Consider the following 25007-nt stretch of genomic DNA (forward strand, 5'->3'; position numbering starts at 1 on the left):
GAAACTAAGAACCTCGCTTCCTTTGGGCATCCCGAACAAGTGCCGCGAGACGATAGAACCCATGCGCCATTTTGGTGTATGGTGTCAGCAGGAAGAACGCCAGAACCGAACCCAGATGGATCGCGAGCAGCTGGGGCATTAGAGCCGTTGAGCCAAGGGCGTACAGAACCAAGCCGCTAAACCCTACGAACCCAAGCAGCAGGATGAATGCGATATCGCCGCCCCATGCCGACGGGTCGCCGAGATTTCGGTCAGATTTTCGCTTGAGAAGCACCATTGCGCCACACCCGAGTGTCAGAAGAATCCCACCGGAAATCCCGAACAACTTGGGCAAAGACCAGAAACTGTAGGGTGCGTGCAGACCAAAGCCGTAATGCATGACCGTCGCCACCGAGGTCGATGCAAAACACAGCAGGAACCCATACATGATGGCGTGGTGAATATGCCGACGACCTTGGCTGAACCGGTCTTCATCCTCGAAATTGCAGCCCTCACCATGGCCTGCGGCCAAATCCTGCATCTTGCCTGCGCGTTTGAAAGCAGTTGTCAGGTCAGAGATTTGAATCGGTTTGCCGCCTACCTCGGCCCAATAGCGCCTGAGGCTGATGGCTATGCTGAACAGAGGCAGCAGGAAAGCGGGCGCAAAGATTGCGACCATCGCATTGTGGGACAGGACGGCGTAAAACCCCTCGCCTCCGCTGGACCCGATAGCGCGGATAGCCCAGAACAACAGGGCAAATCCAATCACAAGTGCCAAGGCGATAACTCCGCCTTGCGTATGGAACCGGCGCGCCAGCGGCTGCGGCCATGCGAAGCTTTCCCAACTGTCCCTCCGCACCTCGGCCAAGGCTTTGGGCAGGTTCAGGTCGAACTCGTGGGGGGCTGTGTACTGGCAGGCATAGTAACAACCCCGGCAGTTGTGGCAAAGGTTGGCAAGTTGGGTAATGTTTCCGTCCGAGAACGCGCGTTCCGCGTGGAGTGACGGGAAGACCGAACAATACCCTTCGCAATACCGGCAAGCATTACAAATCTCGGCCTGTCTGCGGGCTTCCTGTATCAATTCAGTTTGCATAAGTGGCGGCCTCACGTCCTGCGATGCGTCCGAAAACGGTTCCGATTGTCATCCCAAACCCTGCCAGATACCCCTGCCCCAAAATCGACCCGGCCATGGTTTCCCCAGCCGCCCAAAGGTTCTTGATTTTGCCGTTCGGGGTCGAACACTGCGCTGTATCGTCTACTTTCAGCCCGAGATAGGTGAAGGTCACGCCAGTTCGCAGTGAGTAGCCATAAAACGGAGGCTCTGTGATCGGGCGCGCCCAGTTGGTCTTAGGTGGGGTCAAGCCCGAGGTCGCGACGCCGTCCAATTCGGTTGGATGGAAGCCGCTGGTATCGCCGCAGGCTGCGTTGAACTCGGCAACGGTTGCCGTCAGCTTATCTGCCGGAAGGCTCATCTTCGCGGCTAATTCTTCTAACGTGTCCGCCTTCAGCGGCGGAAAAACGGACGGCATGAATAAGTTCAGCGATTTTGCGTCAATGATAACGAAGCCAACCTGGTCCGGTTGCGCCGCCACCAGACGACCCCAGATCGCGTACCGCTTGGGCCAAACGTCCTCACCTTCGTCATAAAACCGTTCGGCGTTCTTATTCACAACGATGGAAAACGGAACGCAGTCCAGGCGGGTCACGATACCCCCGTCGAATTTCGGTGCACGCCCATCAATGGCAACGGCGTGGCACTGCGTAGGATCCCCGACGCTTTCAACGCCTTGTTCCAGTAGATCGGCCAAAACAACGCCTCGGTTATATGGGGTCCCTCTGATCAGGAAATTCTTCGCGGGCTCTCCCCATGCGCGGGTCAGCCAATCGGTGTCGGCCTGAAATCCACCTGAGGCAACGATGACGGCCTTTGGAGTGATACGATGAGACTGGCCTTCATAGGTATAGTCCACCCATTCGATCTGATCGCCATTCAGCTCTAAATGCGTCACAGCGGCCTCATACAGCACATCGACGCCCAGACCCGCTGCTGTCCTGTAATACGCATTCACCAAAGACTTGCCGCCACCCATGAAAAACGCGTTTGTCCGCGCAAGCGAGAGTGTTCCGGACAAAGACGGTTGAAAGCGAACCCCATGCTCTTCCATCCACGGCAGGCATTCCTCTGACGTTCGTATGGCCAACCGGGCCAGATGTTCGTCGGTTTTCCCATCAGTGACCTTGAGCAGATCCAAAAGGTATTCGTCCTCGCTGTAGGCGTCGACCAAAGGGCCCAAAGGCCCATGATGCATACAACGAAAATTACGCGTGTGGCGCGAGTTCCCCCCGCGATAAGGTTTTGGAGCCGTCTCAAGGATCAGAACACGGGCACCGGCCTCGGCCGCCGTCATTGCCGCACACAGAGCCGCGTTTCCTCCGCCAATCACGGCAATATCGTAAGCTTCGGTTTGGGTTGCCATGTTCTGCCTGCCTACTGGTTTTCGTCGATTGAACGGTCGCGTTCCTGCAATGCACGAATCCGCATCCGCTGCGCAGCCTGAATATGCGCGCGCATTTCGGTTTCAGCCGAAGCACCATCACGGGCTTTCAGTGCAGCCATGATGCGCCGATGCTCGGTCACCGCTGCCGCTGCTCTCTCGCTGTCCAACAATTGCGAGGGCCCCAGGATCAGAAGCGCCTTTTGTAAAGACAACATTGACTTGGCCAAAAACCGATTCTTGGCGGCATCCAGAAGCGTGGCGTGAAAAACTCTGTTGATCTGAGCTGCGTCGGGACCCGTGCCCGCCTCGGCAAGCCGATCATTCAATATGTCCAACTCATCCAGCTCTATGTCCGACGCCGCACGGGCCGCCAGTCGTGCCGCGGTACCCTCCAGCACCGCGCGCATTTCGTACAACTCCATCACCTCGGCATAGTCCAGACTGCGCACAGTCGCGCCCTGTCGTGGGACATGCGTGACCAATCCGTCCGCCTCTAACTGTCGGATCGCCTCGCGCACGGGGGTTCGGCTGACACCCAGACGCTCGGACAGTTCAATCTCGCGCAGGCGGTCGCCTGGCAAAAGCGCTCCATCGCGAATCTCTTCCAGCAGACGTTGGTACGTGGAATTGCCTTGTGGACCGGGCTGTAAGGCGGCGTCCTGGATCGTCATCACGAGCTCTCTTGCTTCTTTGCGTGCACTTGTATACACTTGGATACAAAATACGTCAACGACGTCGGAACCTGAATCTTGCGTATCCTGTCAAACCAACCTCCTCTCATGACCAAGCGGGCCATGACGTTCAGCCTTGCGGTTTTGGGCACGGGAGTGTTCTGGATGTTGAACCTACCCCTGCCATTTTTGTTTGGCCCGATGAGTGCGTGTCTCATTGCAGCTCTGGCGCATGCCCCCATGGAAGGATTTGGTCAGGTTTCGGTGGCCGCACGAACGATACTGGGTGTTGCGGTTGGGGCGTCAATTACTCCCGCTTTGTTTGCACAACTGCCCAAAATGGCTTCATCGATACTACTGGTCCCATTCTTTATCTTGCTCATCGCGTTGGTTGGTGTTCCGTTTTTTCGCAAGTTTTGGGGTTTTGACGCCAAAACCGCGTTCTACGCGGCGATGCCTGGCGGGCTTCAGGACATGATCATCTTTGGCACCGAAGCTGGCGCCAATCCTCGTACGCTGTCGCTGATCCACGGAACGCGTGTCCTGATCATTGTAACCCTCGCCCCAATAATATTGACGGTGTTCTACGATGCAGATCTGACCAACCCGATCGGGCAACCCGCGCGTGACCTTCCGGTGCATGAACTAATACTCATGGTGGTCGCAGCGCTGGTCGGCTGGAAAGGTGGTGAGCGGATTGGCCTGTTCGGCGCATCGATCTTGGGGCCCATGATTTTGACGGCGGCGTTATCCTTGGGTGATTTCATTCATACCCGGCCACCACGAGAAGCCATATTAGCCGCGCAGTTCTTCATTGGCTGTGCAATCGGAGTTAAATTTGTTGGGGTCACATGGACCGAACTACGCCGTGTTGTGGCGGCGGGCGTAACTTACGTGTTCGTTCTTGCCATTCTGGCGGCAGCGTTCACAGCAATAGTCACTACGCTGGGGCTGGGGCACCCTGTCGAAGCCTTTCTGGCTTTCGCTCCGGGCGGTCAGGCCGAAATGACTGTTCTGGCAATCGTGTCAGGTGCCGATCTGGGCTTTGTTATTACCCACCACCTTACGCGGATCGTATTGGTCATCATAGGGGCACCCATTGCCGCCAATCTCATTTTGAAATGGACAAAACCCGGAGCATGACTCAGCGCAACACCCTTGAACCTTAGAATTGCGCGACTCAGGTCACTTCATTCGGTACGCCGACCTCATTACGGCACAGGGCTACTTAGCGTAAATTTCGTACAATGGCTGAAAGGTGCTGTTTTTACCCTCGCGCGTGCGGTTTCTTGCTCAAAAAAACATGTGCAAACTTGGCAAGGCTGAACTAGTTTTTTAAATGCGCGATGCTTGCTGGATTGATGGGGATCGAAAACAGTGAAATCTGAACACCGCCTATCCGCGCCTCCGCGCCATGAACTGCGCAATGTGCGGAATCAAGGCGTCGCGTTTCTGGGGCTGGCGTTTCTGTTCAGCATCTTCGTTAATTTGCTGATGCTGACAGGCCCGTTGTTCATGCTACAGGTTTATGACCGGGTTTTAGGCTCGCGAGCGGTCGAGACTTTGACTGCGCTTTTCTTGCTGGTTGCCATGCTTTACGCACTTATGGCGATGCTCGATTTTGCGCGCGGCCGTATCGTCGCGCGGTTTGGTGCGCGGTTCCAATCGCAACTGGACGAGCGTGTGTTCGAAGCGACGATGCGTCGGTCCCTTGTTCCGCAGGTGCGTTCTGCCCCGGCGACGGCACTACGCGATCTGGAGTCCATTCGAAATCTATGCTCGTCGCCCGTGCTTTTGGCCGTTATGGATATTCCGTGGACGCCGGTCTTTTTGGGTGCGATCTTCCTGTTTCATCCACTGCTTGGATGGCTGGCCGTCGGCAGTGGTGTCTTGCTTGTTGTAATCGCGCTGCTCAATCAGGCGATGACCAGCCGAAAAGTGGCCGAGGCCCAATCTGCAACTGCGCGGGCCAACGCTTTTTCTGAACATGCCAGGCAAGCGGCCGAGGTTGTGCGTTCGCAAGGAATGCAAGCAGACGTCACAAAACGATGGTTGAGCCAGCGTTCAGACGCCCTGCGTCAGTCAATTTCTGCAAGCGATTGGACTGGAAGTTTCACGTCCCTTACCAAATCACTACGGCTGTTTCTTCAATCGGCCATGTTGGCTTTGGGTGCCTGGCTGGTGCTGCAGAACGAGATGACCCCCGGTGCGATGATTGCGGGTTCGATCCTTCTGGGGCGTGCCCTGGCCCCTGTTGAGCAGGCCGTTGGTCAGTGGGGGGCTGTCGAGCGCGCCCGAACAGCGTGGGTCTCATTGAACCAATTCCTTGATCATACCCCACCGGAAGAAGAACGCATTCGACTGCCGGTGCCAAAAGCGCAGCTTGAGGCCAAATCTCTGACTGTCATCCCACCGGGCGCTTCAACGCCGACATTGCGGAATGTAAACCTAAAGCTCGAGCCCGGCAAAGCCTTGGGCGTCATTGGGAAAAGCGGGTCGGGAAAGACAACATTGGCCAAGGCACTGCTGGGGCTTTGGCATCCTGCCGCCGGTGAAATCAGGTTGGGCGGTGCCACGTTGGATCAGTACGACCCCAACGATCTTGGCAGCCACATAGGGTATTTGCCGCAGCAGGTGACCCTGTTCAACGGGACAGTTGCTGAAAACATTGCACGTATGTCGGAAAACCCGGATCCCGACGCAGTTGTGGCAGCGGCGAAGAAAGCCAACGCGCATGAATTGATCCTGTCGCTGGACAAAGGCTACGGCACCTTCCTGGAGGGCAACGACAGCCAATTGTCTGGCGGTCAAAAGCAACGGATCGCTCTGGCGCGCGCACTTTACGGAAACCCCGTTCTTCTCATTCTGGATGAGCCGAACTCGGCCTTGGATGCTGATGGGACCGATGCGCTGAACGCGGCGGTACGGGGCCTTAAGGCTGCGGGCAAGTCGACAATCATCATGACGCATCGGCCACAAGCCATTTCTGAATGCGATGATCTGGCGGTTGTTGAAAAAGGGCAGGTGGTCAAGTCGGGCAGCCGAGATGAAGTCCTGAGCGCGATGGTGCAGAACGCTGGCGCAATCAAACGCAAGCTCAGCCCCGTAGGTGAATGATGGTGAAAAAATCCACTAAAAATCCAGCGCAGGTCTGGAACATGAGAGTACCTGCGTTTGTCGGATTCTTGGCGCTTGCCCTGCTGGTCGGCGGTTTGGGGTATTGGGCCGTCGAGACACGTTTGGCCGGGGCCATTGTGTCTTCGGGCGTGATCGAGGTGCAAAGCAATCGTCAGGTTGTCGAGCACCCAGATGGCGGTGTCGTTGGTGAGATATTTGTGCGCGACGGTGATGTGGTTGCGTCTGGCGATATGCTGTTGCGCCTGGATGATACTTTCCTGTCTTCCGAACAAACTATCGTCGAGGCACAGCTATTTGAACTTTTGGTCCGGCGCGCCCGGTTGGAGGCAGAGCGGGACGGTCTGACTACTGCTGAACTTGCAACCTTGCTGAGTGAAGTTCAGCAGGAATACGATATTGATGCCGATCTGATTTCAGGGCAGCAGAACCTATTCGACGCCAGACTAGAGACACTGTCCCGGCAGGACGAACAACTCCGCAAACAAGTCGTGCAAATTGAAAGCGAGATCGAAGGCACGCAAGCCCAATTGGTGTCACTGCAGCGCCAGGTTGAACTGATCGAAGATGAACTTGAAGATCAGCAAAGCCTGCTGAATCGCGGTCTGACACAAACCAGCCGTGTGCTTGCCTTGCAACGCGAAGAAGCCAGTCTGAACGGCGAAATTGGCCGGTTAGAGGCCGCTGTCGCGCGATTGCGGGGACAAATCGCCTCGACCGAGATCCAGATCGTTGAACTGACCGCAACCCGGCGCGAAGAAGCTATTACCACATTGCGGGATGTGCAGGCACAGGTCGCGGAATTGTCCGAACGCAGATTGTCCTTGTCCGAGCGCCTGACCCGCCTGGACATTCGCGCCCCGGTTACCGGAAGAGTGTACGGAAGTCAGGTATTTGCGCTGCAGTCGGTCGTACAACCGGGCGAGCCAATGATGTATGTGGTACCTCAGGATACGCCTTTGCTGGTGGCCGCACGCGTGGACGCGATCCATGTGGATCAGCTCCATGTTGGTCAGCCTGTGGCGCTGCGTTTCCCTGCGTTCAATCAGCGCGAAACGCCCGAATTGGACGGGCAGGTGTACAATGTTTCGGCTGATACATTCACTGATGAACAATCAGGATTTACGTTCTATCGTGCAGAAGTCGAGCTGAACGACGGCCAGATTGATCGGTTGAACGGGCAAGAGCTTTTGCCTGGCATGCCGGTGGAGGCGTTGATCAAAACCGATGAGCGTACACCGTTGTCTTATCTAGTCAAACCAATGGCTGACTATTTCAATCGCGCCTTCCGCGAATAAGGCAAGCCTTGCTAATTCTGGATAACTGCGCTTTCCCACTCTGCCAGGAATCTGCGACGCTTCAACCTGTCCAGAAACGTAAGCAGAGCGGGGTCCAATCCTATCGCTTCTCGCTCGGTCTCAGTGTCATAGGGTGCCAGAGGCGGTAGTGAAAAAGCACCCGTGCCCAGGCCAGACTGGTTTTCAACAAGGTGGCGCACAAATGACGAAGCGGCTTCGGTCTCTGGAGTGCCCTCCATGACCAATGCCGTACGCATCATGATGGTTTGAAAATCTGACGGTTGGATGATCTCCAGAACATCCTTACCGCCCGCTCTGGCAGAGGCGTAGCTGCCCAGTACGTTATAGGCTACGGCAATCTCTCCGCTGACCAGATCGTCAATCATGTCGGCAGAGCAGCAATACAGGCGAACATCCAGCCCGCCCATAACTTCCATCAGACGCCAGTAGGTTTCTGACGCGCGCGCATCCTGCGTGGCGAACAAATAGCCCAGACCGGATTGCCGGATGTCATAGGTCCCTACCCGCCCAAAGAAATCTTCCGGTCGGGCACGCAAGATTTCGATAAGCTGCTGGCGGGTCTCGGGTAAAGGGCCATCTTCGAAAGCGGCCCGATTGATCACGATCGTTGCAGGCTCGAACGTAAAGGCAAACAGGCTTTGGTGCCATTGCGCCCATGCCGGCAACTGAATGCCTTCAATGGCCCGGCCAAATCCGTCATTTGCCAGTTTCAGCTGCAAGTCCATTGCACTGGAAATAACGATATCAAAGTCATCAGGGGCCGCTCGGACAATTCGGTCAATATCAGCTGTACCCGTCACCATGTAATCGACCGAAATACCGGGGTTGTCCGCGACAAACGCGGCAATCAACGGCTCGAACAGAAAGGTATCCGTGCTCGAGATCACGCGCAGAGGTGTTTCGCCCTCTTCTGCATTGAAAACTTGTCGGTCCTCCCAAGCTTGAGCCAACACAACCGCTGGTAAGACGCACAAAATCAAAGCGATAATGTAACGCATGCGCCGCCCCCTTGCCGATTGGCCAGTTCAAGCGTGCCACCATGTGCCGTTGCTACATCCTGCACGATGGTCAGACCCAGGCCGGAGCCAATTGTGCCACTTGCGTTTTTGCCGCGCTCGAACCGGCGCGTCAGCGTATCGATTTCGTTTGGCGGGAACCCAGGTCCGCGGTCTTTGACGCATATTTGAATATGCGGGATTGACGACACTTCGATGCGGACGGCACTGTCAGGCGGTGCATACTTCAGGGCATTGTCGATCATGTTTCGCACGGCGTTCTGGATGAGGATGGGATCACCCGAGTACAGAACCTGAGGATCACCGTCCAAAGACAGCGACAGGTCCTTCATTTCGGCGATTGGGGTCAAACGTTGCACCAAGTCGTTGATCAGGGCGACAAGGTCGATCTCTTCCCGTTCCAGATGATCGGCGCGAAATGTGATCATCGCGTGATCCAGCAACTGCCCCGCGGCCCGAGAGCTTTCATCAATGGCGCGCACCATCGAGCGCAAAGCCTCGCGGTTCTCTTCTTTTTCCACCCTTTGTAACGTCGCATCAGCATAAGACCTGACCGTAGCCAACGGCGTCCGAACGCGGTGGGCTGCCTCGGCGATAAAGTCTTCGGATTGGCTTAGGGATTGATCAAGCCGACCCATCAAAGAGTTCAGTGAGGCCACCAATGGTGCCATTTCCCGGGGCACCGGTTTCCTGAACGGGCTAAGGTCCTGCGGCCCCCGGCGGGTGACAGAGGTCGTCAACCTGTTCAGCTGACCAATGGTCGAAGACGTAGCCCAGAAAGACAAGGCGGCCGCAAGGGCGAAAAACCCAATCCCAAGGACCGCCGCGTTGCGTGAGATCTGGTCCAGAGTTTCTGCCAGTGCATCCTGCGTTTGCCCTATTACGATTTCGACTACAGTCTGTTTTTCCAACCCGACCAAAGTGCGGCTGGCACTGACCTGACGGATGGTTTCGCCTCGAATTATACTGGATTGAAACTGCCACCGGCTGTCACGCTGCCCCGTCAACGGTGACAGGTCTTCGTATCCAGAAAGGAATTCACCGTCCTGAAATATTGCATAAAAAACCCGGTCGTCCGCCGGCGTGCTGAGCATTGCAAATGCGCCGTATGGAATATCAACCTCAAGCTCGCCTTCACGCAGGGCCGCCGCATCCAGAATAGAGGTCACCGAAGCACCCAGAATATTGTCCTGCCCTTGTTGCGCGACCTGGGCCGCATAGTTGCGGACAGCGACAAACAGCAAAAACGCAAGAAGAGCAGCACCCCCGATGAGTGTCAGAACCAATCTGTTCCGCAGTGATCCTGAGGCATTTGGCTCAAGAGGCATGATCCAACCTGTATCCCAGACCGCGAAGTGTCGTGATCTTCAGGTCAGATGGCTCAAGATGTTTGCGTAGGCGGGCCACGTAAACCTCGATCGCGTTGTCTGACACCATGTCGTCATAAGAAAACAGTCGATCTGTCAGTTTTTGCTTGGAAAACACCTGACCCGGCGCATTGATGAACAACTCCAGCAGTCGCAGTTCACGGTTGCGCAGGGAAACCGTCTGGTCGCCGACAGTCAGGTGGCCTGCCAGCGGATCGAAAACGATGCCCCCTACTTCGATCCGTGTTCTTGCGTTCCCAGATTTTCTCCGCAATACAGCCCGGCAGCGGGCTTCAAGTTCGGCATGGTCGAAGGGCTTTGTCACATAGTCATCCGCCCCTAGATCCAGCGATCCGATTCGATCCGATACCTGACTGCGGGCCGTCAGAACAATGACGGGGGTATCCCTATTGCCCGCGCGATGTCGTTTCAGAAAGTCACGCCCATCCCCGTCTGGCAGCATGATGTCCAACAGGATCAGGTCATAATCCTGGGTTTCTACAAAACCCGTCGCATCATCCAAATTTGCCGCATGATCAACAACATGTCCGTCCAACCTCATCCGTGAACAGATCGCGTTGGCAAGGTCTGGGTTGTCTTCAACAAGCAAGAATTTCATGAGGCCTTGGTACTATTTTCAGGCGTGACAGGTTGATGTCAGGTTGATGTGTTTTTGTTCCAACCAATCTGAGCCGCGACGCGGCCGGTTGTCAAATGGGAGGACATCATGACGACATTCACACTGGGCCGCCGCGCCCTGATCGCAGCTGTGGCCGCAATTGGCCTGACAGGGCCGGCTCTAGCTGATGGCCATCAGGTTGTGGACAGCATCCACTTTCTGATCCCTGGGGGCGCTGGTGGCGGCTGGGACGGTACCGCACGTGGCACCGGCGAGGCGCTGACTAATGCAGGTTTGGTGGGTACGGCATCTTACGAAAACATGTCGGGTGGCGGCGGCGGCAAAGCCATCGGCTATCTGATCGAGAACGCCGACAGCAACCATGGAACGCTGATGGTGAACTCAACACCGATCGTGATCCGTTCACTGACCGGCGTGTTCCCGCATAACTTCCGCGACCTGACTCTGGTCTCGGGCACCATCGGTGACTATGCAGCAATCGTTGTGGGCAAAGACAGCCCCATCAACTCGATGGATGACCTGCTTGCCGCCTTTGACGCCGATCCGGGCGGAACAGCGATCGGTGGCGGTTCGGTTCCCGGCGGTATGGACCACTTGGTGGCCGCGATGGTGATGGAAGCCGCGGGCAAGGATGCACTCGGGGTGAAATACATCCCGTATGACGCGGGCGGCAAAGCCATGGCAGCCCTGCTGTCGGGTGAGATCGCAGCGTTGTCCACTGGATTCTCAGAAGCCGTTGATCTGGCGAACGCTGGCGAGGTCAAAATCATCGGCGTGACATCGGAAGAGCGCGTTGATGCCGCTCCGGATGCGATGACCATGAAGGAACAAGGCATCGACACCACCTTTGTGAACTGGCGTGGTTTCTTCGCGGCCCCGGGCCTGCCCGAGGATAAGCTGGCCGCCTATCAGGCCGCGATTGCCAAGATGTATGACACCCCGGAATGGGAAGAAGTTCGCGCACGTAACGGTTGGGTGAATATCCACAACTCGGGCGACGATTTCCAGTCGTTCCTGGAGCAGCAAGAACAGCAGATCGGCGATCTGATGAAAAAGCTGGGCTTCCTCTGATACCGCAATTGGCAGAGCGGGCCGCCGCTCTGCCATTCCCAAAGGCAAGAAAAAAGGGAGGGGACCTCATGGCGCTGGACCGCTGGATCGCGCTCATTCTTCTGGGTGTGTGTTTAACATATGGCTACGCTGCCTGGTTCACGATGGATAGCAGCCTGCCCCCTTTCATGCAGAGAAACCCCATCTGGCCCAGCACCTTCCCAAAAGTGCTGTCGGTTCTGGGTATCATCACCACCACGATCATTCTGCTGGGTTTTGAAAAGGCCGAGCCCAAAGAGGCTGATATCGACTACAGAAGGTTGGGTGAATACCACCTTGATCAAGCGCTCATGCTCCTCGCTCTGATGGTGATCTACGCGCTTTGCCTGCGCCCTGTTGGGTTTCTAATCTCGACCTCGGCTTTCCTGATCCTGGGATCATTCATTCTGGGTGAACGTAAGTGGCACATCATGCTTCCTGTCGCTTTCATCGCGACAGGTGCCGTCTGGTATCTGGTGCAGGAAGTTCTTGGCATCTACATGCGCCCCCTGCCGGGCATTTTCGGAGGCTGACATGCTTGAAGGACTTCTGATCGGCCTGCAAACGGCATTCTCAATTCAGAACCTGCTGATGGTCATCGCAGGATGTTTGATCGGTACATTCATCGGAATGCTTCCGGGCCTGGGCCCGATGTCGATCATCGCGATCATGATCCCGGTTGCGATTTCCATGGGCGACCCTTCAGCCGCGCTGATCCTGTTGGCCGGTGTCTACTATGGCGCCATTTTTGGCGGTTCGACTTCTTCAATCCTGCTTAACGCGCCGGGGGTCGCGGGCACAGTGGCCTCCAGCTTTGACGGCTACCCAATGGCGCGACAGGGCAAAGCAGGTAAAGCCCTAACTGTTGCCGCCATAGCAAGTTTCGCGGGCGGCACTTTGGGCGCGGTCCTGTTGATGGTCTTTGCCCCTGCCCTGTCATCCGTGGCCTTGCTGTTCCACTCGGCAGAGTATTTTGCCCTGATGGTGGTTGGCTTATCGGCCATTGCCGCCTTCGCGGGTACAGGCCAGGTGGCGAAAGCCGTCATCATGACGGTATTAGGCTTGATCATGGCCACTGTCGGCGAAGGTGCGCTGTTCAACCTGCCGCGTTTCACCATGGGCATTATGGATCTGCAATCAGGCTTTGGCTTCATCACGCTTGCTATGGCCATGTTCGCTTTGCCCGAAGCACTTTTCCTAGTCTTAAAACCAAAGGACCTGAAAGGCGACGATGGTGAAATCAAGGACCTGCGGATCACTAAGGCCGAGGCCAAGGCCATAGCGCCAGTGGTCGGTCGTCAATCGGTCCAAGGGTTCTTCATCGGCGTTCTGCCCGGCGCAGGCGCAACCATTGCCAGCTTTCTGGGCTATGCGGTCGAGCGCAACATCGCGCCGAAAGAGGAGCAGGAAGAATTCGGCAAAGGGTCAATCAAGGGGCTGGCCGCACCCGAAACAGCGAACAACGCCGCGTGTACCGGTTCATTCGTGCCCCTACTGACGCTGGGTATTCCCGGATCGGGAACAACGGCGATCCTGCTTGGCGCTTTGATCGCCTTGAACGTCACGCCCGGCCCGCGTCTGATGCTGGATGAGCCGCAGATTTTCTGGGCCGTGATCATGTCGATGTTCATCGGCAACCTCGTTCTGCTGGTGCTGAACCTGCCGCTGATCCCTTACATCGCCAAGGTTCTCTCGGTTCCGCGCAACTATCTGATCCCTTTCATTTTGTTCTTCACGCTGATGGGGGCTTATATCGGCCAGAACAATGCGACTGAGCTTTTGATACTTGTTGGCTTCGGTGTTTGCGCCACGGCGTTGAAATTCGCCGACTATCCGCTGGCGCCGCTGCTGATCGGTTTCATCCTTGGCGGGATGATGGAGGACAATTTCGCGCGCTCGATGCAGCTCTATGATGGCATCGCCTTTATCTGGGAACGCCCGATGACTCTGGGTTTGCTGGTCATCGCAGCACTGCTTGTGCTTCTGCCCAGCTATCGCGCACGCCGTGCACGGGCGCGGGCGGCTGGGGTTGCTGAAGGTGACTGAACCGCTGGCAGGAATACGGGTTCTCGATCTGACAAATGTCCTTGCGGGTCCGTATTGCTGCTATCAACTGGCGCTGATGGGTGCCGAAGTGATCAAGGTCGAACGCCCCGGCGGCGGCGATCTTGCCCGCGTTCTGGGCGCTGATCCTGACAGAAACAAAGCCGGCATGGGGATCAGTTTTCTGGCGCAAAACGCCGATAAGAAATCGGTAACGCTCGATATGAAATCGGAAAAAGGCAAGGCGTTGCTGAAACGCCTTGTCCAAACCGCAGAAGTTCTGGTCGAAAATTTTCGACCTGACGTCATGGATCGGCTGGGCCTTGGCTACAACGTCCTGCGTGAGGTCAATCCAAACCTGATCTACTGCGCGATTAGCGGGTTCGGTCAGGATGGCCCTCGACGGGACGATCCAGCTTATGATCAGATCGTTCAGGGCGTCAGTGGCGTGATGTCCATCACCGGAGCACCAGACACTGCCCCCTACCGCGTTGGCTACCCTTTGGCGGATACGGTCGGTGGGATGACGGCCGCTTTTGCCGTGTCTGCTGCACTGAACGCGAACCCGCGAGGAACATTTCTGGATGTTGCGATGTCCGAAGCCGTTGTTTCCACAATGGGTTGGGTCGTGTCGAATTTTCTGGTTGGTGGTGTCACACCCGCAGCGCATGGAAATGAAAACACAACGTCTGCCCCATCGGGTACGTTTGCCACGCGCGACAGCCCAATAAACATCGCTGCAAACCGAGATGAACAGTGGCAGGCCCTTGCAAGACATCTGGGGCGGGACGATCTGCTAAACAACCCCGACTACGCAACCCGCGAAGACCGCAAACAAAACCGTCACGCCTTGCGCGACGCGCTGGAACAAACTCTGCAGACCAGAGCCGCAACCGACTGGGTGCGGGAACTCAACGCAATTGGCGTGCCAACCGGGCAGGTTCTGACCGTTCCCGAAGCTCTCGCCGATGAACAACTTTCTGGGCGTGGCCTGATTGGCTCTGTGCGGGTTCAAAGCGAAGATATGAAGCTTGCGGGAAGTCCCGTTGTCATGGACGGCACGCGGCGCATGCCACAAAGCGCGCCACCTGAACTGGGGGCTGACAACAATGCGATCTGGTCTGAAATCGGACTGTCCAACGCAGAAATTAAAGCGTTGAACAAGGAGGGGGTCATATGAGCGATGTTTCCGATTGGTGGACGACATCTATCATCGACATGGAGCCCGGCCGGATCGATCTGCGCGGTGAACCAATCCAGAACCTGATCGGAGACCTCAGCTTCGCCGAAATGATCTGGTTCATGGTGCGCGGGGATCGTCCTTCGGACGCTCGGGCCCGATTGTTCGAGGCCGCGTTGGTCGCGGCAGTAGACCATGGGCCTCAGGCACCATCGATTGCAACTGCACGCATGGCAGTGACTTGTGGCTTACCTCTCAACAATGCGATGGCAAGCGCCGTAAATATGTTGGGCGACATTCACGGCGGGGCTGGTGAGCAAGCCGTAACTCTCTACCATTTCGCTGCGGAACATCCCGGTCGCTTGGAACAGGCATTGGACGACTGGATTGAAAGCGAAGGAAAGATATTGCCAGGTTTTGGCCACCGGTTTCACACCCCAACGGATCCGCGCGCTCCGCGTTTGATGGCAATGGTGTCAAACGCGGTACAGGACCAAGCGTGTGATGGTCGGTTCATGCGGATTGGCCAAGCGATCGAGGCAGAATTGGCACGGCGCAAAGGCAAGCCTGTTCCGATGAACATAGATGGCGCAACCGCTGTTATCTACGCCGAACTTGGTTTTGCGCCCCCGCTTGCGCGCGGTCTGTTCTGCCTGTCCCGATCTGTTGGAATTTTGGCCCATGCGTGGGAACAGATGCAGCAAGGGGGCCGGAACAAGGGCCCGACCCCACCCGCCTATCGCTGGACCTATAAGCCTACATGAACTGCCGCTAAGCGGTTTTCAGATGCGGACGGCGAGCCAACAGGTCCGCTGCAGCGCGGGCAATCATCAGTTCTTCATTCGTCGGGATCGCCATGACCACAACCCGGGACAGATCGGTTGAGATGATCAGGTCGTTATCCGCATTCGCATCCGGGTTCAGCTCGATCCCCAGCCACCCCATTCCGGAACACACCCGGTCACGTACCAGGCGAGAGTTCTCTCCGATCCCTCCGGTGAACACCAAGGCATCGATACCGCCCAAAATGGCCGCCATGGCCCCAAGTTCCCGCCGAATACGGAATGTGAAATAGCTGATCGCTTGACGGCTTTCGGGCGTGTCTGCCTTTTCCAAGGTGCGCATATCATTCGATAGCCCCGAAAGGCCCAGCAACCCCGATTTCCGGAACAGAAGGTCGGAGATTTCGTCGGCGCTTAACCCTTCCTGATCCATCAGGTACAGCACCACACCGGGATCAAGCTGGCCACAACGCGAGCCCATCGGCAGCCCATCCAAAGCCGAAAACCCCATGGTCGAACCGACAGATCGGCCCCCGATCATTGCACACATAGATGCACCGTTGCCCAGATGGGCAACGACCACTCGCCCTTCATGCAAAAGCGGTGCAGTCTTTGCCATATGATCCGAGATGTACTCATAGCTCAGCCCGTGAAAGCCATAGCGACGGACGCCCTTGTCGTAGTACTCACGCGGTAGGGCAAAGACGTCATTCTCCCAAGGATGATTGCGGTGAAAAGCTGTGTCGAAACAGGCGATCTGAACGGCATCAGGAAAACGTTCCATCGCCGCCTTCGCCCCGGCCAGATTGTGCGGTTGGTGCAAGGGTGCGAACGGAGACAGCTTGTCCAGCGCTTCTATGGCAGCTTCGGTAAGAGGCAGCGGCGCATCGATATTCGGCCCACCGTGGACAACACGATGCCCAAATGCAGTCACCTCGCTGTTTGGAAATGAACGCGCCAGCAGATTCAGCACCCAATCCAGGGCCGCAGCGTGATCATGGATTTCGCCGGCAGTGCCGGTTGCAAGAACACTACCATCTGAAGATTTCGCCTTAACCAGCGGATCGCCCTCGCCAATCCGTTCAACTGCTCCGGTGCAAACCATAATCGGATCGTCATTGGTCAACTCGAACAGACCAAATTTCATCGAAGACGATCCAGCGTTCAGTGTCACGACATGCGTCATGCGTGTGCTCCGGTTTGCGACATAGTAAATGCATCGTGCAGGGCGGCTACTGCGCAGGATGCCAGCCGCGCCTTGTCGTCATCAGCCCGGCTGGTCAGAATGATGGGCGCTTTGGCCCCCATCACCACCCCTGCCCCTTCGGCATTGGCGATATAGGTCAGTTGCTTGGCCATCATGTTTCCGGCATCCAGATTGGGCACCACCAGAATATCTGTTTTGCCCGCAACGTCCGAGACTATTCCTTTAGATCGCGCAGCGGCGAGGCTGACGGCATTGTCCATGGCCAGGGGGCCATCAACCAACCCACCTGTGATCTGACCGCGTTCTGCCATTTTCGACAGCAAGGCCGCATCCACCGAGGAACGGATCGCCGGGTTGACGGTTTCGATGGCCGACAGAATACCCGCTCTGGGATTCTCAATCCCCAGCGACCGGGCCAGATCGATAGCGTTTTGGACAATATCAATCTTGGTTTCCAGATCCGGTTCGATGTTGATCGCCGCATCCGTCACCAAAAGCGGTCTGGGCTGTCCGGGCACGTCCATGACAAAGACATGGGTGAAACGGCGACCCGTGCGTAAGCCATTTTCACGCCTTAGTGCAGCTTTTAACAATTCGTCCGTATGCAAGTGCCCTTTCATCAAGGCTTTTGCGCGACCCGCAGCCACAAGATCGACTGCAGTGTTGGCCGCACTGAAATGATTGCGCTCTGGCACAATCTCAAACCCGTCCAGTGAAACCTCGATTTCAGCGGCGGCAGCGTGAATTTTGTCCGGGTCTCCGATCAAAATGGGGGTAATGATTGTTTCATGCGACGCCAGCAACGCCCCACCCAGGGAATTCGGCTCTTCCGGGGCTACGATGGCCGTGGGCATGGGGGGAAGCGGGCGGACCTTGTCCAGCATCTCGTCAAAATGGCGATGGCGTTTGACCACAAGCCCGGGCAACTCCAGTTCCGCAAACACCAGCTCTTTGTCCGGCGCGACCACAACGGCCTGCCCACTGACTATTACGGCACCATCGGACGGGCGTGACACGATTGTATCAAAGACAACTTCGCGGTTTGGCCGCTTTTCAACAACCGTGACTTTCGAGACCAGTTCATCCCCAGCATGCGCCCGTTCCACAAAGTCAAAGCTCTGTGATTTGTAGAGCGTCCCGGCCCCCGGCAGTACGTTCCCCAAAACAGCCGAGATCAAAGCCCCCACGAACATGGCAGGCGCAACCGCTTCGTTGATATGGTCGCCGTTACCATTTTCACTGGCCAGATGCAGCGGATTGTGGTTGCCGGAATTGTTGGCGAAGACATAAAAATCGTCGACCGAGCAGGTGCGAACCAGCTCGGCAGTATCGCCGACCTGAAGCTTGTCATAGGGTTTGTTGTGATACTGCATGAAATTTCGTTTCTGTTTCGGCACTTGGGGCGGCGCAGTGAACTCTCTTGCTGATACTCAGTTCAGCACTCAATGAAAACAAATCAATATGGCCGCCCGTGTTGGTCGATACATTATGTCCGGTATGCAACGGCTTCGTGTCGTCGCGCCCGGAAACTGAGCACATTGCTGATCAGGCGCGCCTCTTTCCACCGCCGCCCTGTTTTCGCATCGTCAAACCGATCCGTTTTCTTGGCACATCCACCTCAACAACCCGGACCTTTACAACCTGCCCGGTTTTAACGACCTCATGCGGGTCTTTGACAAAGCGGTCCGCCAACTGGCTGACATGAACCAACCCATCCTGATGTACTCCCACATCCACAAATGCGCCAAACGCTGCCACGTTTGTCACGGTGCCTTCCAATACCATTCCGGGCTTCAGGTCAGTGATCTCTTCAACGCCATCGGCAAAGGAGGCGGTGACGAAACTTGGGCGGGGATCGCGCCCGGGTTTTTCCAGCTCGGCAAAGATATCCCGAACTGTCGGCAGACCGAATTCTTCAGTTACGAACTGCTCGGCCCGCAGCCCCTTCAAAGCGCCATCGTGACCCATGATGCGTCGGATATCGCGCCCACAAGCCGCGACAACGCGTCGGGCGACGTCATATGCCTCGGGATGAACCGAGGACGCATCCAGCGGTTCCGCACCGTCCCGGATACGCAGGAATCCGGCGCATTGTTCAAATGCACGCGGGCCCAGCCGTGCAACGGACAACAGATCCTTGCGAGATTGAAATGGTCCATTCAGATCACGATGGGTGACGATGGCTTCGGCCTGAGCAGTCCCGAGACCAGAAACACGCGACAACAAAGGGGCAGAGGCGGTATTCAGATCGACCCCAACCGCGTTCACCACATCTTCAATCGCGGAATCCAGTGACTGGGAAAGCCGGTGTTGATCTACGTCGTGCTGATATTGCCCAACGCCGATGGATTTGGGCTCGATTTTGACCAGCTCCGCCAATGGGTCCTGCAACCGCCGTGCGATGGAAACGGCCCCGCGCAGCGAAACATCCAGATCCGGAAACTCGCGCGCAGCCAGTTCCGAAGCGGAATAGACCGAAGCCCCGGCCTCGGACACCACCACCTTTGTCGGCGCTTTAACCGTCTTCGGCAGCAGGGAAAGTGTGTCTGCGACCAGTCGCTCGGTCTCGCGGCTGGCGGTCCCGTTCCCGATGGCGATCAGTTCGATCTGGTGGGCCGAGATCAGATTGAGAATGGCCGCCTGCGCCCCGCGCAGATCGTTCTTTGGCTGAAACGGATAAAGCGTATCGGTGGCCACCACTTTCCCGGTTGCATCAACAACGGCTGCCTTAACACCCGTACGAATACCCGGATCAAGGCCCAAAGTCGCCTTGGCCCCCGCCGGAGCGGCAAAGAGCAAATCCTTGAGATTGCGCGAAAAGACCTGAATAGCCTCGTCCTGCGCGCGACTGCGCAGATCCCCCATAAGCTCGACCATCATGGATAGCGAAAGCTTGACCCGCCATGTCCAACCGGCGACCTTGCGCAGCCATGCATCCCCCGGCCCCTTGCCGCGCGTCTGCAGATGTGCGGCGACAATTGTTTCGGCACGCGCCGCGCCGAATTCCGGTTCAGGAGCGATGTCCAACGTGACAATCCCCTCTTTTGACGCGCGCAGCATCGCCAACGCCCGATGCGACGGTACATCGGCCCAAAGCTCGGAATGGTCGAAGTAATCGCTGAATTTTGCACCTTCCTTTTCCTTGCCGTCGATAACCTTGGCACTCAGCATGGCTTCGCGCTGCATGAAGGCCCGCAGTTCCCCCAACAGGCCAGCGTTTTCCGTCAATCGCTCGGTCAGAATATCCCGAGCTCCGTTCAACGCGACGCGCTGGGTCGGTACGGCCTCGGAAAGATATGCCTCGGCTAGCATCTCGGGCTCTGCATTGCGGTCGGCCAGAATAGCATCCGCCAAAGGCTCCAGCCCGTTTTCGCGCGCAATCATCGCCTTGGTGCGCCGCTTGGGTTTGTACGGCAGGTAGATGTCTTCCAATTGCGCTTTGGTCTCGGCCCGCGCGATGGATTTGCTCAGATCCTCGGTCAGCTTTCCCTGATCTCGGATCGAGTTCAGGATGGTTTCGCGTCGCGCCTCAAGTTCGCGCATATAGGTCAGCCGATCAGAAAGTAAGCGCAATTGCGTATCGTCCAACCCGCCGGTGGCTTCTTTCCGGTAACGGGCGACAAACGGCACGGTAGCGCCATCGTCCAGCAGTTTAATCGCGGCCCCGACCTGTTCGGAACCGGCGTTGATCTCGGTAGCAATTGTGTGGGCGATACGGTCCAAGGGGGCCTCCTGAAAGGACGGTGGAAGGGTTTCTTAACCACCCGTTTCAACAAGTGAAAGACCCCAGACCTTTCAAGATCGCAATAATTCGGGCGGTTACTCGCGTCGCAAAACCGAAGCTTCCAAAGTCGCCTTCAGCAATTGCGCGTCAATGGGCTTGTAAAGCAATGGAAGGTCAGCCTGCGCGCAGTAATCGACAATATCCGGGGACCTGTTGGCCGAGATGATGCACCCCGGTAGCGAGCCAAACGCACGGACCAAAGCGTTTACAGCATCGATTCCGGTTTCATCGTTGTTCAACTGATAGTCTGCGACAATGACATCGGGCAGGATGCCTATTTCGTGCAAAAGTTGGACTGCACCCTCGCCACTTTCGGCTTCCAGAACCTCAACGCCCCAGGCCTCAATGGTCATGCGCAAGGCACTGCGCAAGTTCTCGTCGTTTTCAATCAGCAAGGTGACGGTGTTGCAAGGCAAACTGGGATTTGGTGTTTGACGTGCAGATGGAACGCGGGCCCCCGCCGGTTTTGTCTTTGCCAGAGGGGTTTCAACCGAAAAACCGGTGCCCTTACCTACCTCTGACCGCAAGTTGATCGGGTGGTGCAACAGACCGCAGGCCCGTTCGACGATCGCAAGACCCAAACCCATACCTTCCGCGGCGCTGGCATCTGAGTGTAAACGCCGGAACTCCTGAAAAACGGTGTCTCTGTGATCAGGCGCGATCCCAATACCGGTATCCCAAACTTCAAGAGACACAGTTTTCTTGCGCCGCCTGACACCGACCAGAACCTTTCCCGTTTCAGTATAACGGATCGCATTCGACAACAGGTTTTGCAGGATGCGTCGCAGATAGCTGGCATCGCTGGTCACAACGGCGCTTGTGTCCACAAAACGCAAATCCAAACCTTTGGCCTGCGCAATCGGGCGAAATGCATCTTCGATTTGAGAAAACATCTGCCCTAGTGAAACCGGCGACAAATGTACACGTGCCCGTCCCGAATCCAGCTTCGAGATGTCCAGCAAAGCCTCGAGAATGTGTTCCACGCTGTTCAAGGCGCTCTCTGCTTTTGCGGCAACCGTCTGAGCATCCACTTGGTTCAATCCACTGCCCAGTGAAGCGACGTAAAGTTTTGCAGCCGACAAAGGTTGCAGCAAATCGTGGCTGGCGGCGGCCACAAATCGCGACTTTGATGCGTTTGCTCGTTCGGCCTCGTTTAGTGCATCCGCCAGCTCCATCGTGCGCGAAGCCACGCGCTGTTCCAGCAGTTCCTTTGCCTCATAAAGCGCCTCGGCTGATTTTCGTTCTGCCGTAACGTCGGTGAACGAGATCACAAACCCTCGGTCCGGCATTTCCTGAGCAAAAACAGATAGGATTTTGGAACGACCCCGATGCATCTGAAACTGCAGCGGCCGTCGTGAGGTTCTTCGGCGAACCCAATTCAGCAGATCTTGTTCATTTATTCCCTTTTGAAAGGAAATATTCGCGCTAAGGCGTTGAGACAGCGTGTCAAAACGTGTTCCCATCTGAAACTGGGTCATTGGAATAGCCAGCAATTCGCTCGCACGATTGTTCCAACCGATCAGGCGGTGTTTGTTGTCAAAAATACAAACGCCCTGTTCGATGTGTTCCAAGGTTGCCCGGATCAGCCGGGCCTTGTCATCCAGAATCCGATCCCTCTCCTGCCGTTCGATGCGCATAATGTCGGTCACATCGGTCTGCAGGATCACAGTTCCACCATCCGGGGTGCGGTGTTCGGACACCTGCACCCAGCGATTGCCAACCAGCCGGACGTTGAAGACCACATGATCTTCGCTGTGCCGGTCCAGACGGGCTTGACCCCAATCATCTGGGGTTACCCCTTCCGGCAATGACAAGAATTTGGACTGGCTTAACAGCTGGACATAGTCAGCAAAACCGAGCCCCGGGTTCAGCCATTTTTGAATGTCAGGCATGTGCGACCCGAAACGGCTATTGCAAAGCACCAGCTGCTCATCCCGATTGAACAGGGCAAACCCTTCCTGCACCGTTTCGATTGCATTGGCGAGGTCGGCCCGCGCGGCTTCGGTTTCCTTGTTGGCTTGTGCCAACCTCGCGTTGGAGTCGTTCAACAGCTCAAGCGCGCGCTCAAGATCATCCGTTCGGGCGCGGACCTCTTGTTCCAGAACGGCCGCACGTTGGAACTGCGCATAAGCGGCCCCAGATGCGTCAGTCGACTCTTCCACGCGTCGCATTAACGCCTCGACGATTTTGCGCAGCTTCTCATTCTGACGCTCTATGGAGTCCGAAGGATCCGTAAGATGCTCGATCATGGGTTACTCTTTCTCGGGCGGATAGATCGCAACACCTGTAAGGGTCTGGTTCACATGGATCGAATTGTATTGTTCGCCGTAGGTCGAGAACCCAAACAAATGGTTGCGCGCCAGGATGTCCGAGATGTCCCGCGTTTTCTGTTTTTCCTGCGCTTCCAATCGGCGCAGGATACAGTCGCAGCCCAGAATCGTGTCGGGTTGTTGCCTTTCGGACAGCGCCCCGATTTCCTCCTCCAGATGTTCAACCATGTCCCGCGGCTCTGCCAGTGTCAGAACGAGACCTTCATCGATGGCCGAGAAAAACACCAAATCCCCATTACCCGCCACCTGCTGAATCGCACGCACATGGTGCTGCCCGCCAATTTGGACGACCACAGGATGCGCGGCAAATGTAAAGGTTGTCAGTTGCTCTGGGTCTTTGCCCAGTATGCGCGCATATTCGCGGGCGGCCGGCTCGGCGTTGATCTCTTGCACAATCCGCTTGCCCGGATCAGCCTTGGTCACGACCATGCGCCGCTGGGCAGGTACAAGGTGATCGGTTTTGAACACCCTGATCGGACAGCGCGTGCGGACCTGTGTCAGAATGGCAGCATTGCTTCGCGCGCGGCCCTCGTGCAGCACATAAGTTTGCCCAAACCGCGTGCCATCACCGGCAGAACCACCAAACAGAGGCACAGGCCCCAAGCCAACTGCAAGCTCAGAAGTCAGTGCATCCTCTTTGGTCGACAATCCATCAATCATCAGGAATGTGAACTCATGTGGCCAGTCGGGCGAGGACTCCATCATGGAATGACGGTTGTTGATCATCTGGTTGATGATGTTCTCTGCATCGAAATCGTCCAGGTCGGGAACCAGGACAGTGCGGGTTTCAAAATGACTCTTTGGCAAGGCGATTGCGACGATCTTGCCTTCACTATAGCCATCATCGGCAAGCTCTCCGGCGGTGGTGCAACCCACGACGGGTGTTGGGGCAAAAACCTCCTCAGCCTCTGATATGACGGCAGACGCATCCGCATTTGAACTCACGAAAAGAATGACAAGCGCAAAAGGCCCGTCACCCAGGTTACGTTCAAGCGTTTTGATTGCCTGAGCGCTGTCGTATTGGACGAAAGCCGTTTTGACGATGCCTGGCGCACGGGCCGGGGCCTCTGCCCACCCGAAAGCTTGGTCCATCGTGCCTCCTCCCTCAAAGCGCGACGATGGGGCGAGACTATGACGCTTAACCCTGTTCTTGCAAGACACTGGCAAAAGACGCTTTCTTGGCAATCAAAACCGCTTGCGTACGGCTTTGCACGCCCAGTTTCCGCATAATTGCAGTCACATGCGCCTTTACTGTGGTCTCAGCAATTGAAAGATCATAGGCGATTTGTTTGTTCAGCTTACCTTCGCAGATCAGTTGCAGAATACGCGATTGCTGATTTGTCAGCGTTGCCAAACGGTTGACCGCATCGCTGTGTTCATCGTCGTCTTCCGTTTCGATCAGCACGCAGCCGTCAGGTACAAAGATATTGCCGGATTGCACCGTCTCGATTGCGGTACGAAACACATCGCGTTGACTGTGCTTGGGCACATAGCCGGACGCCCCGGCCTGTATTACCTGACTGACGACGCGGCTGTCCGTCAGTGAAGATACGACAATAACCGGAACACTCGCGGCCGCTTTCAGGCGGACCAGCCCGTCCAGCCCATCCACGTCCGGCAGGTTAAGGTCCAGCATGACGGCATCCGGCTTCAACCCCTGCGCCAGCAGGTCCATGGCCCCTTCCAGCCTGTCTGCTGTGTGGATGTCGCCGATTTGCGCAACAGTTTGCAACGTCATCGAAAGCGCGTCGCAGAACAGGGGATGGTCATCAACAATCAGTACGTTCTTGAAATCTGCCCGGCGGGCGGAATCGGCAAGCATTTGGTATCGCCTTTTGTAATCGGGTTGGCTCCAGCCTAAACAATCCTAACACTCAATGAAAACCACCCCTACTGGGCGAAGGTAGTAGATGACAAATGCGTTGCCTGCGGCGCAATGGGGCGTCAGAGTGGTTAACATTGCCCCC

The 25007-nt window shown here is 56.5% G+C and carries 20 protein-coding genes; 8 read left to right on the top strand and 12 right to left on the bottom strand.

The features are described 5' to 3' along the window. Positions 1-4 precede the first annotated feature (4 nt). Genes tcuB through ACXADZ_RS18600 form a run of 3 tightly spaced genes read right to left on the bottom strand, consistent with a single transcriptional unit; the run spans position 5 to position 3148 of the window. The gene (gene tcuB / locus ACXADZ_RS18590) at positions 5-1072 is read right to left on the bottom strand and encodes a tricarballylate utilization 4Fe-4S protein TcuB (RefSeq protein ID WP_475198756.1); all 1068 of its coding nucleotides are present in this window, start codon (positions 1070-1072) and stop codon (positions 5-7) included. Further along, on the bottom strand, positions 1062-2456 hold the full coding sequence (gene tcuA, locus ACXADZ_RS18595) for an FAD-dependent tricarballylate dehydrogenase TcuA (RefSeq protein WP_475198758.1): 1395 nt from the start codon (positions 2454-2456) through the stop codon (positions 1062-1064). Before tcuA ends, tcuB begins: the two co-directional genes overlap by 11 nt. 11 nt (positions 2457-2467) lie before the next feature. Next, positions 2468-3148: a GntR family transcriptional regulator gene (locus ACXADZ_RS18600; RefSeq protein ID WP_171185526.1), complete on the bottom strand. Its 681-nt coding sequence runs from the start codon at positions 3146-3148 to the stop codon at positions 2468-2470. Positions 3149-3271: 123 nt separating this feature from the next. Between ACXADZ_RS18600 and ACXADZ_RS18605 the strand changes: the two genes are divergently transcribed. The 3 genes from ACXADZ_RS18605 (at position 3272) to ACXADZ_RS18615 (ending at position 7581) form a co-directional block, all read left to right on the top strand. Then, positions 3272-4291, top strand: a complete 1020-nt coding sequence (locus ACXADZ_RS18605) for an AbrB family transcriptional regulator (protein ID WP_475198761.1) — start codon at positions 3272-3274, stop codon at positions 4289-4291. A 234-nt stretch (positions 4292-4525) separates the two neighbouring features. Then, positions 4526-6265, top strand: a complete 1740-nt coding sequence (locus ACXADZ_RS18610) for a type I secretion system permease/ATPase (RefSeq protein ID WP_475198763.1) — start codon at positions 4526-4528, stop codon at positions 6263-6265. 41 nt (positions 6266-6306) lie between these two features. Then, positions 6307-7581 carry an HlyD family type I secretion periplasmic adaptor subunit gene (locus ACXADZ_RS18615; RefSeq protein ID WP_475198764.1) on the top strand — a complete coding sequence of 425 codons (1275 nt, stop codon included), beginning with the start codon at positions 6307-6309 and terminating at the stop codon, positions 7579-7581. A gap of 11 nt (positions 7582-7592) precedes the next feature. Here the strand turns inward: ACXADZ_RS18615 and ACXADZ_RS18620 are convergent, their stop codons facing one another. From ACXADZ_RS18620 to ACXADZ_RS18630, 3 genes are read right to left on the bottom strand one after another with little or no spacing between them, the layout of a single operon-like run. After that, positions 7593-8600, bottom strand: coding sequence for an ABC transporter substrate-binding protein (locus ACXADZ_RS18620; protein ID WP_475198766.1), 1008 nt, complete (start codon positions 8598-8600; stop codon positions 7593-7595). Further along, positions 8579-9946, bottom strand: a complete 1368-nt coding sequence (locus ACXADZ_RS18625; protein WP_171671491.1) for a sensor histidine kinase — start codon at positions 9944-9946, stop codon at positions 8579-8581. Before ACXADZ_RS18625 ends, ACXADZ_RS18620 begins: the two co-directional genes overlap by 22 nt. Continuing rightward, positions 9936-10604 carry a response regulator transcription factor gene (locus tag ACXADZ_RS18630; protein ID WP_171671489.1) on the bottom strand — a complete coding sequence of 223 codons (669 nt, stop codon included), beginning with the start codon at positions 10602-10604 and terminating at the stop codon, positions 9936-9938. The genes ACXADZ_RS18625 and ACXADZ_RS18630 overlap by 11 nt, the downstream gene beginning before the upstream one ends. A 108-nt stretch (positions 10605-10712) precedes the next feature. Between ACXADZ_RS18630 and ACXADZ_RS18635 the strand changes: the two genes are divergently transcribed. From ACXADZ_RS18635 to ACXADZ_RS18655, 5 genes are all read left to right on the top strand, one after another. Beyond that, positions 10713-11696 carry a Bug family tripartite tricarboxylate transporter substrate binding protein gene (locus ACXADZ_RS18635; RefSeq protein ID WP_171177060.1) on the top strand — a complete coding sequence of 328 codons (984 nt, stop codon included), beginning with the start codon at positions 10713-10715 and terminating at the stop codon, positions 11694-11696. Positions 11697-11764: 68 nt separating this feature from the next. Further along, the gene (locus tag ACXADZ_RS18640; RefSeq protein ID WP_171185536.1) at positions 11765-12247 is read left to right on the top strand and encodes a tripartite tricarboxylate transporter TctB family protein; all 483 of its coding nucleotides are present in this window, start codon (positions 11765-11767) and stop codon (positions 12245-12247) included. A gap of 1 nt (position 12248) precedes the next feature. Next, positions 12249-13760, top strand: a complete 1512-nt coding sequence (locus ACXADZ_RS18645; RefSeq protein ID WP_475198769.1) for a tripartite tricarboxylate transporter permease — start codon at positions 12249-12251, stop codon at positions 13758-13760. Next, entirely contained in the window at positions 13753-14937 is a 1185-nt protein-coding gene (locus tag ACXADZ_RS18650; protein ID WP_475198771.1) for a CaiB/BaiF CoA transferase family protein, read from the top strand. Before ACXADZ_RS18645 ends, ACXADZ_RS18650 begins: the two co-directional genes overlap by 8 nt. Continuing rightward, positions 14934-15701 (top strand): citryl-CoA lyase, encoded by a 768-nt coding sequence (locus ACXADZ_RS18655; RefSeq protein ID WP_475198772.1) that lies wholly within the window; start codon positions 14934-14936, stop codon positions 15699-15701. Before ACXADZ_RS18650 ends, ACXADZ_RS18655 begins: the two co-directional genes overlap by 4 nt. 7 nt (positions 15702-15708) lie before the next feature. On the opposite strand, the gene ACXADZ_RS18660 is transcribed toward ACXADZ_RS18655, so the two are convergent. From ACXADZ_RS18660 to ACXADZ_RS18685, 6 genes are all read right to left on the bottom strand, one after another. Further along, entirely contained in the window at positions 15709-16905 is a 1197-nt protein-coding gene (locus ACXADZ_RS18660) for an acetate/propionate family kinase (protein WP_171094690.1), read from the bottom strand. Continuing rightward, positions 16902-18299, bottom strand: a complete 1398-nt coding sequence (locus ACXADZ_RS18665) for a bifunctional enoyl-CoA hydratase/phosphate acetyltransferase (RefSeq protein ID WP_475198774.1) — start codon at positions 18297-18299, stop codon at positions 16902-16904. The genes ACXADZ_RS18660 and ACXADZ_RS18665 overlap by 4 nt, the downstream gene beginning before the upstream one ends. Positions 18300-18471: 172 nt before the next feature. Next, positions 18472-20649: a Tex family protein gene (locus tag ACXADZ_RS18670; RefSeq protein ID WP_475198776.1), complete on the bottom strand. Its 2178-nt coding sequence runs from the start codon at positions 20647-20649 to the stop codon at positions 18472-18474. 96 nt (positions 20650-20745) lie between these two features. After that, positions 20746-22959, bottom strand: a complete 2214-nt coding sequence (locus ACXADZ_RS18675; RefSeq protein WP_475198778.1) for a hybrid sensor histidine kinase/response regulator — start codon at positions 22957-22959, stop codon at positions 20746-20748. 3 nt (positions 22960-22962) lie between these two features. Continuing rightward, positions 22963-24132 (bottom strand): FIST N-terminal domain-containing protein, encoded by a 1170-nt coding sequence (locus tag ACXADZ_RS18680; RefSeq protein WP_475198780.1) that lies wholly within the window; start codon positions 24130-24132, stop codon positions 22963-22965. A gap of 46 nt (positions 24133-24178) precedes the next feature. Beyond that, positions 24179-24862, bottom strand: coding sequence for a response regulator (locus tag ACXADZ_RS18685; protein ID WP_475198782.1), 684 nt, complete (start codon positions 24860-24862; stop codon positions 24179-24181). Positions 24863-25007 lie beyond the last annotated feature (145 nt).

This window comes from Ruegeria sp. ABM4_193, from assembly GCF_056158705.1.

Bases quoted from the DNA above. Each gene is read 5' to 3' on its own strand.
- ACXADZ_RS18630 (WP_171671489.1), bottom strand. From the start codon at position 10,604: ATGAAATTCTTGCTTGTTGAAGACAACCCAGACCTTGCCAACGCGATC.
- ACXADZ_RS18655 (WP_475198772.1), top strand. From the start codon at position 14,934: ATGAGCGATGTTTCCGATTGGTGGACGACATCTATCATCGACATGGAG.
- ACXADZ_RS18660 (WP_171094690.1), bottom strand. From the start codon at position 16,905: ATGACGCATGTCGTGACACTGAACGCTGGATCGTCTTCGATGAAATTT.
- ACXADZ_RS18625 (WP_171671491.1), bottom strand. From the start codon at position 9,946: ATGCCTCTTGAGCCAAATGCCTCAGGATCACTGCGGAACAGATTGGTT.
- ACXADZ_RS18645 (WP_475198769.1), top strand. From the start codon at position 12,249: ATGCTTGAAGGACTTCTGATCGGCCTGCAAACGGCATTCTCAATTCAG.
- ACXADZ_RS18680 (WP_475198780.1), bottom strand. From the start codon at position 24,132: ATGGACCAAGCTTTCGGGTGGGCAGAGGCCCCGGCCCGTGCGCCAGGC.
- ACXADZ_RS18640 (WP_171185536.1), top strand. From the start codon at position 11,765: ATGGCGCTGGACCGCTGGATCGCGCTCATTCTTCTGGGTGTGTGTTTA.
- ACXADZ_RS18675 (WP_475198778.1), bottom strand. From the start codon at position 22,959: ATGATCGAGCATCTTACGGATCCTTCGGACTCCATAGAGCGTCAGAAT.
- ACXADZ_RS18665 (WP_475198774.1), bottom strand. From the start codon at position 18,299: ATGCAGTATCACAACAAACCCTATGACAAGCTTCAGGTCGGCGATACT.
- ACXADZ_RS18605 (WP_475198761.1), top strand. From the start codon at position 3,272: ATGACGTTCAGCCTTGCGGTTTTGGGCACGGGAGTGTTCTGGATGTTG.
- ACXADZ_RS18615 (WP_475198764.1), top strand. From the start codon at position 6,307: ATGAGAGTACCTGCGTTTGTCGGATTCTTGGCGCTTGCCCTGCTGGTC.
- ACXADZ_RS18685 (WP_475198782.1), bottom strand. From the start codon at position 24,862: ATGCTTGCCGATTCCGCCCGCCGGGCAGATTTCAAGAACGTACTGATT.
- ACXADZ_RS18600 (WP_171185526.1), bottom strand. From the start codon at position 3,148: ATGACGATCCAGGACGCCGCCTTACAGCCCGGTCCACAAGGCAATTCC.
- ACXADZ_RS18620 (WP_475198766.1), bottom strand. From the start codon at position 8,600: ATGCGTTACATTATCGCTTTGATTTTGTGCGTCTTACCAGCGGTTGTG.
- ACXADZ_RS18635 (WP_171177060.1), top strand. From the start codon at position 10,713: ATGACGACATTCACACTGGGCCGCCGCGCCCTGATCGCAGCTGTGGCC.
- tcuA (WP_475198758.1), bottom strand. From the start codon at position 2,456: ATGGCAACCCAAACCGAAGCTTACGATATTGCCGTGATTGGCGGAGGA.
- tcuB (WP_475198756.1), bottom strand. From the start codon at position 1,072: ATGCAAACTGAATTGATACAGGAAGCCCGCAGACAGGCCGAGATTTGT.